5 protein-coding genes are annotated in these 6,000 nt (G+C 64.0%); 3 read left to right on the top strand and 2 right to left on the bottom strand.

Going from position 1 to position 6,000, the window contains the following annotated elements; genetic code table 11:
- Positions 1 to 338 precede the first annotated feature (338 nt).
- Together ACIP0B_RS10630 and ACIP0B_RS10625 are read right to left on the bottom strand one after the other, a co-directional pair.
- On the bottom strand, positions 339 to 1,832 hold the full coding sequence (locus ACIP0B_RS10630; RefSeq protein WP_085640943.1) for a CoA-acylating methylmalonate-semialdehyde dehydrogenase: 1,494 nt from the start codon (positions 1,830 to 1,832) through the stop codon (positions 339 to 341).
- A 75-nt stretch (positions 1,833 to 1,907) separates the two neighbouring features.
- Positions 1,908 to 3,257, bottom strand: a complete 1,350-nt coding sequence (locus tag ACIP0B_RS10625) for an aspartate aminotransferase family protein (RefSeq protein WP_400831750.1) — start codon at positions 3,255 to 3,257, stop codon at positions 1,908 to 1,910.
- Between the two features lie 137 nt (positions 3,258 to 3,394).
- Here ACIP0B_RS10625 and ACIP0B_RS10620 point away from each other — a divergent pair, with 137 nt between their 5' ends.
- The 3 genes from ACIP0B_RS10620 (at position 3,395) to ACIP0B_RS10610 (ending at position 5,680) form a co-directional block, all read left to right on the top strand.
- Positions 3,395 to 4,315 carry a LysR family transcriptional regulator gene (locus ACIP0B_RS10620; RefSeq protein WP_400831748.1) on the top strand — a complete coding sequence of 307 codons (921 nt, stop codon included), beginning with the start codon at positions 3,395 to 3,397 and terminating at the stop codon, positions 4,313 to 4,315.
- Positions 4,316 to 4,440: 125 nt separating this feature from the next.
- Entirely contained in the window at positions 4,441 to 5,091 is a 651-nt protein-coding gene (locus tag ACIP0B_RS10615) for a TetR/AcrR family transcriptional regulator (RefSeq protein WP_400831747.1), read from the top strand.
- Positions 5,092 to 5,098: 7 nt separating this feature from the next.
- The gene (locus tag ACIP0B_RS10610; protein ID WP_400831745.1) at positions 5,099 to 5,680 is read left to right on the top strand and encodes an IMPACT family protein; all 582 of its coding nucleotides are present in this window, start codon (positions 5,099 to 5,101) and stop codon (positions 5,678 to 5,680) included.
- The last annotated feature ends 320 nt before the right edge of the window (positions 5,681 to 6,000 follow it).

Raw genomic sequence — 6,000 nt, 5'->3', positions numbered from 1 at the left:
CGTCAGCGGGAGGCGAATTCTACAGCGTTGCACGCTGCTGTCAACACCTCTTTATTCCGCTTTCGACCGGAAGGATCGAAACGCCGAAAGGGCCAAACAACACCACCCTCTTCGACTCCCTCCAGGCTTCGGTGAACTGAAGCGATCCGCTGCCGAAAACCTCTTAACTCATTGAATCTCAAGGAGTTTTCCGTTTCGACTGCGCCGGAAGTGGGGCGAATTATAGAGACCTGAGATCTGCCGTCAACACCTTTTTCATATTTCTGTCACATCAGTCAAAAACGCCCCGAAAAACAAGAAGGCCGGCCTCTTCGAGGCCGGCCTTCCTTTCCCTCTATTTACAAGCTAGGGAACGCAAACTGCGAGGCTTCATGGCTCGAGCGCTGCGGCCAGCGCTGGGTGATCGCCTTGCGCCGGGTGTAGAAGCGCACGCCATCCGGACCGTAGGCATGCAGGTCGCCGAACAGAGAACGCTTCCAGCCGCCGAAGCTGTGGTAAGCCACCGGCACCGGCAGCGGCACGTTGACGCCGACCATGCCGACTTCGATCTCGTCGCAGAACAGCCGCGCCGCTTCCCCGTCGCGGGTGAAGATGCAGGTGCCGTTGCCGTACTCATGATCGTTGATCAGTTGCATGGCTTCTTCCAGGCTGTTCACCCGGACGATGCACAGCACCGGGCCGAAGATCTCTTCTTTATAGATACGCATCTCGGGAGTGACGTTGTCGAACAGGCAGCCACCGAGGAAGAAGCCTTCTTCGTGCCCCGGTACGCTCAAGCCGCGACCGTCGACCACCAGGGTCGCCCCTGCCGCGACGCCGTCGTCGACATAACCGCTGACCTTGTCGCGGGCCTGGCCGGTCACCAACGGCCCCATGTCCAGGCCGCAGGAAGTGCCGGCGCCGATCTTCAGTGCCTTGATCTGCGGCACCAGTTTGGCCACCAGGGCATCCGCCACTTGGTCGCCGACGCACACCGCCACCGAAATCGCCATGCAGCGCTCGCCGCACGAACCGTAGGCCGCGCCCATCAGTGCGCTGACCGCGTTGTCCAGGTCGGCGTCCGGCATCAGCACCGCGTGGTTCTTCGCCCCGCCCAGGGCCTGGACGCGCTTGCCGCGCTTGGTGCCTTCGGCATAGATGTATTCGGCGATCGGGGTCGAACCCACGAAGCTCAGCGCCTTGACCTCCGGCGCCTCGATCAGCGCATCCACGGCCGCTTTGTCGCCATGCACGACGCTCAGCACGCCTTTAGGCAGGCCCGCCTCCAGCAGCAGCTGGGCGATCAGCAGGGTCGAGCTCGGGTCACGCTCGGAAGGCTTGAGGATGAAGCAGTTGCCGCAGACGATCGCCAGCGGATACATCCACAGCGGCACCATGGCCGGGAAGTTGAACGGCGTGATGCCGGCCACCACGCCCAGCGGCTGGAAGTCGGACCAGGCGTCGATGTTCGGGCCGACGTTGCGGCTGTACTCGCCCTTGAGGATTTCCGGGGCGGCGCAGGCGAACTCGACGTTCTCGATGCCGCGCTTGAGCTCGCCCACGGCGTCTTCCAGGGTCTTGCCGTGCTCTTCGCTGATCAGCTGGGCGATGCGCGATTCGTTCTGCTCCAACAGTTGCTTGAAGCGGAACATCACTTGGGCGCGCTTGGCCGGCGGCGTGTTGCGCCAGGCCGGGAACGCTGCCTTGGCCGCGTCGATGGCGTGCTGGATGGTTTCGCGGCTGGCCAGCGGCAGCTTGTGGATCGCCTGGCCGGTGGACGGGTTGAACACATCGACCGCGCGACCGTTCTCGGTCACCAGTTCGCCATTGATCAAATGCGGGATAACGCTCATCGGGAACTCCTGAATTTGTCCGCAGGCACCCGCATCGGGGCGCCTGTCGTTTGTAGGTATATAAAGAGGGAAAAGTCAGTCGAGCTTGTTCAGCACGTCGCCGACCGCGTCGAACAGGCGATCGAGGTCTTGCGGCTTGCTGTTGAAGGTTGGGCCGAACTGCAGGGTGTCGCCGCCGAAGCGCACGTAGAACCCGGCTTTCCACAGCGCCATGCCCGCCTCGAACGGACGCACGATGGCGTCGCCGTCACGGGCGGCGATCTGGATCGCGCCGGCCAGGCCGTAGTTGCGGATGTCGATGACGTTCTTCGAACCCTTCAGGCCGTGCAGCGCGTTCTCGAAGTGCGGCGCGACTTCGGCCACGCTCTGCACCAGGTTTTCCTTCTGCAGCAGGTCGAGGGCCGCGATGCCGGCCGCGCAGGCCACGGGGTGCGCCGAGTAGGTGTAGCCGTGGGGGAATTCCACCGCGTATTCCGGGGTCGGCTGGTTCATGAAGGTCTGGTAGATCTCGGAGCTGGCGATCACCGCGCCCATCGGGATGGCGCCGTTGGTGACTTGCTTGGCGATGCACATCAGGTCCGGGGTCACGCCGAACGTGGTGGCGCCGAACATGGTGCCGGTGCGGCCGAAGCCGGTGATCACTTCGTCGAACACCAGCAGGATGCCGTGCTGGTCGCAGATCTCGCGCAGGCGCTTGAGGTAACCCTGCGGCGGCACCAGCACGCCGGCGGAGCCGGCCAGCGGTTCAACGAAGACCGCCGCGATGTTCGAAGCATCGTGCAGTTCGATCAGCTTCAGCAGCTCATCGGCCAGGGCGATGCCGCCCTGCTCCGGCATGCCGCGGGAGAACGCATTGCCCGCCAGCAGGGTGTGCGGCAGATGGTCGACGTCCATCATCGCCTGGCCGAACAGTTTGCGGTTGCCGTTGACGCCGCCCAGGCTGGTGCCGGCGATGTTCACGCCATGATAGCCACGGGCGCGGCCGATCATTTTGGTCTTGGTCGGCTGGCCTTTCAGGCGCCAGTAGGCGCGCACCATTTTCACCGCGGTGTCGGCGCACTCGGAGCCGGAGTCGGTGAAGAACACGTGGTTCAGGTTGCCCGGGGTCAGCGCGGTGATTTTCTCCGCCAGCTGGAACGACAACGGATGGCCGTACTGGAAGCCCGGCGAATAGTCGAGGGTGCCCAACTGCTTGGTGACCGCCTCCTGGATTTCCTTGCGGGTGTGCCCGGCGCCGCAGGTCCACAGGCCGGACAGCGAGTCGTACACCTTGCGGCCCTTGTCGTCGATCAGCCAGCTGCCCTCGGCACCGACGATCAGGCGCGGATCGCGCTGAAAGTTACGGTTCGCGGTGTACGGCATCCAGTGCGCGTCCAGCTTCAGTTGGCTGGCCAGTGGCGACGACGCGTTTTCAGGCATGTTCATGGGCAAAACCTCGCAGGGCGATAAGCGGCAGGGAGATGAAAGTCGTTGTTGCAGCTACGTTGCCACGCCGATAAAGTCGGTGAAATTCAACTTTTCTAACCTTCAGTTAGATCGCCGCTAAACATTGAGCACTGAACATGAGCAGCCGCCGTCCCGATCCGCTGGCCCAGGTCAGCGACTTTGATATCCGCCTGCTGCGCATCTTTCGCAGCGTGGTCGAGTCCGGCGGATTTTCCGCGGCGGAGACCGTGCTCGGCATCGGCCGCTCGGCGATCAGCCAACAGATGAGCGACCTTGAGCAGCGCCTGGGCCTGCGTCTGTGCCAGCGCGGACGCGCCGGCTTTTCCCTGACCGAAGAAGGCCGGGAGGTCTATCAGTCGGCGTTGCAGCTGCTGAGTGCGCTGGAGAGTTTCCGCACCGAGGTCAACGGCCTGCACCAGCACTTGCGCGGCGAGCTGATCATCGGCCTGACCGACAACCTCGTCACCCTGCCCCACATGCGCATCACCCATGCCCTGGCGCAGTTGAAGGAACGCGGGCCGGACGTGCAGATCCAGATCCGCATGATCGCCCCCAACGAAGTGGAGCAAGGCGTGCTCGACGGCCGCCTGCACGTCGGCGTGGTGCCCCAGGCCAGCGCACTGTCGGGGCTGGAGTACCAGCCGCTGTACAGCGAACGTTCGTTGCTCTATTGCGCGGTCGGGCACCCGCTGTTCTATGTGGATGACAAACAACTGGACGACGAGCGCCTCAACAGCCAGGACGCCATCGCCCCGACCTTCCGTCTGCCGGCGGAGATCCAGGCGCACTACCAGGCGCTCAACTGCACCGCCAGCGCTTCGGACCGCGAAGGCATGGCGTTCCTGATCCTCACCGGGCGCTACATCGGTTACCTGCCGGATCACTACGCCAGCCTCTGGGTGCAGCAGGGGCGCCTGCGGGCGCTCAAGGCCGGCAGCCGCTTCTACGATTTGAGCCTGGCCTCGGTCACGCGCAAGGGCCGGCGACCGCACCTGGTGCTGGAGAGCTTTCTCGACAGCCTGGCCGCCACGCGCTGAGATCGGTGCGTCCCGGCGCCATCGCCAGCAGGGGCCGGGGTTTTATCGCGGCAGGTCTTGTCTGGGGCGTGCGGGTGCGCTATCAACGCAACTGGCTGCACCCCATCACCGACCCGGAAGCGCCCATGACCTTTGAAGTCCCAGCCCATGGCGGCAAGCCCGCCAGCCGCATTCGTCAGAAGAACGAGGAGACCATCATCAAAGCCGCCGAAGACGAGTTCGCCCGTCACGGGTACAAGGGCACCAGCATGAACACCATCGCCACCAAGGCCGGGTTGCCCAAGGCGAACCTGCACTATTACTTCACCAACAAGCTGGGGCTGTACGTGGCGGTGCTGAGCAACATCCTCCAGTTGTGGGACAGCACCTTCAACACCCTCACCGCCGAGGACGACCCGGCCGAAGCGCTGACCCGCTACATCCGCGCCAAGATGGAGTTCTCCCGGCGCCAGCCGCAGGCCTCGCGGATCTTTGCCATGGAAGTGATCAGCGGCGGCGAATGCCTGACCGAGTATTTCAACCAGGACTACCGCGCCTGGTTCCAGGGCCGGGCGGCGGTGTTCCAGGCGTGGATCGACGCCGGCAAGATGGATCCGGTGGATCCGGTGCACCTGATCTTCCTGCTGTGGGGCAGCACCCAGCATTACGCCGATTTCGCCACGCAGATCTGCCGGGTCAGCGGTCGCGCCAAGCTGACCAAGCAGGACATGGAAGACGCCGGCGACAACCTGATCCGCATCATCCTCAAGGGCTGCGGCCTCACTCCTTCCGTATAAGACGTTTATGCCATTCACCCTCAGCGGCCTTTGCGAATACCGCGAAGAGATTCGCAAAAGCCGTTTCATCACGTTCGCCGCCCCGATCGACAGCCCCGCCGAAGCGCAGGCGTTCATCGAGCGGCACAGCGACCTGAACGCCTCGCACAATTGCTGGGCCTGGAAACTGGGCGACCAGTACCGCAGCAACGACGACGGCGAACCCGGCGGCACCGCCGGACGGCCGATCCTGGCGGCCATCGAGGCGCAGGGCTGCGACCGGGTCGCGGTGCTGGTGATCCGCTGGTACGGCGGCATCCAGTTGGGCACCGGCGGCCTGGCCCGGGCCTACGGCGGCGGGGCCAACAAGTGCCTGCAGGCGGCGGCGAAAACCGAGCTGGTCAGCCGCGTGCCGTTGCGGTGCGCCTGTGCCTTCGGCGAACTGGCCCTTGTGAAACTGCGGGTGGCGGAACTCGGCGGACTGGTGGAGGAAGAACACTTCACCGCCAACGGCGTCGAACTGCGACTGGCCGTCGGCCCGGCGCAGATCGAGGCGCTGCAGACGCAGTTGGCCGACTTGAGCCGCGGGCGGATCGTGCTCCAGCGCTGAGCCCCGCCAGGGTGTCGCGCACCCTGACCGCTTATTCCGCACAGTTGCCCACATCGGCTGTGGGCCCGGCTGTGGATAACCTGAGCACATCCCGCTGTAACCCTTCTGTCATGGGGCTTTGCGGGTTTTGTTCACTTTTCGCCCAATTCGCCGATCGAAAAACAAATTCCACAATAAAACAATCAGTTAGCTCGGTTTATCACCTTTGGAAGAAAGCCGGGCAGCGCTTATGCCCGACGCTTGCGCTTGCGCACAAATACTGTGGAGCAACCTGTGGATAAGCCGTTCATGGCTGGCGCAGCCGCCGATTCCGCAAGGTT

The organism is Pseudomonas sp. NPDC089534 (assembly GCF_044749305.1).
Taxonomy (GTDB): domain Bacteria; phylum Pseudomonadota; class Gammaproteobacteria; order Pseudomonadales; family Pseudomonadaceae; genus Aquipseudomonas; species Aquipseudomonas ekonensis.
The sequence above is the reverse complement of the archived record's forward strand: the minus strand, read 5'-3'. Positions and strand labels throughout refer to the sequence as shown.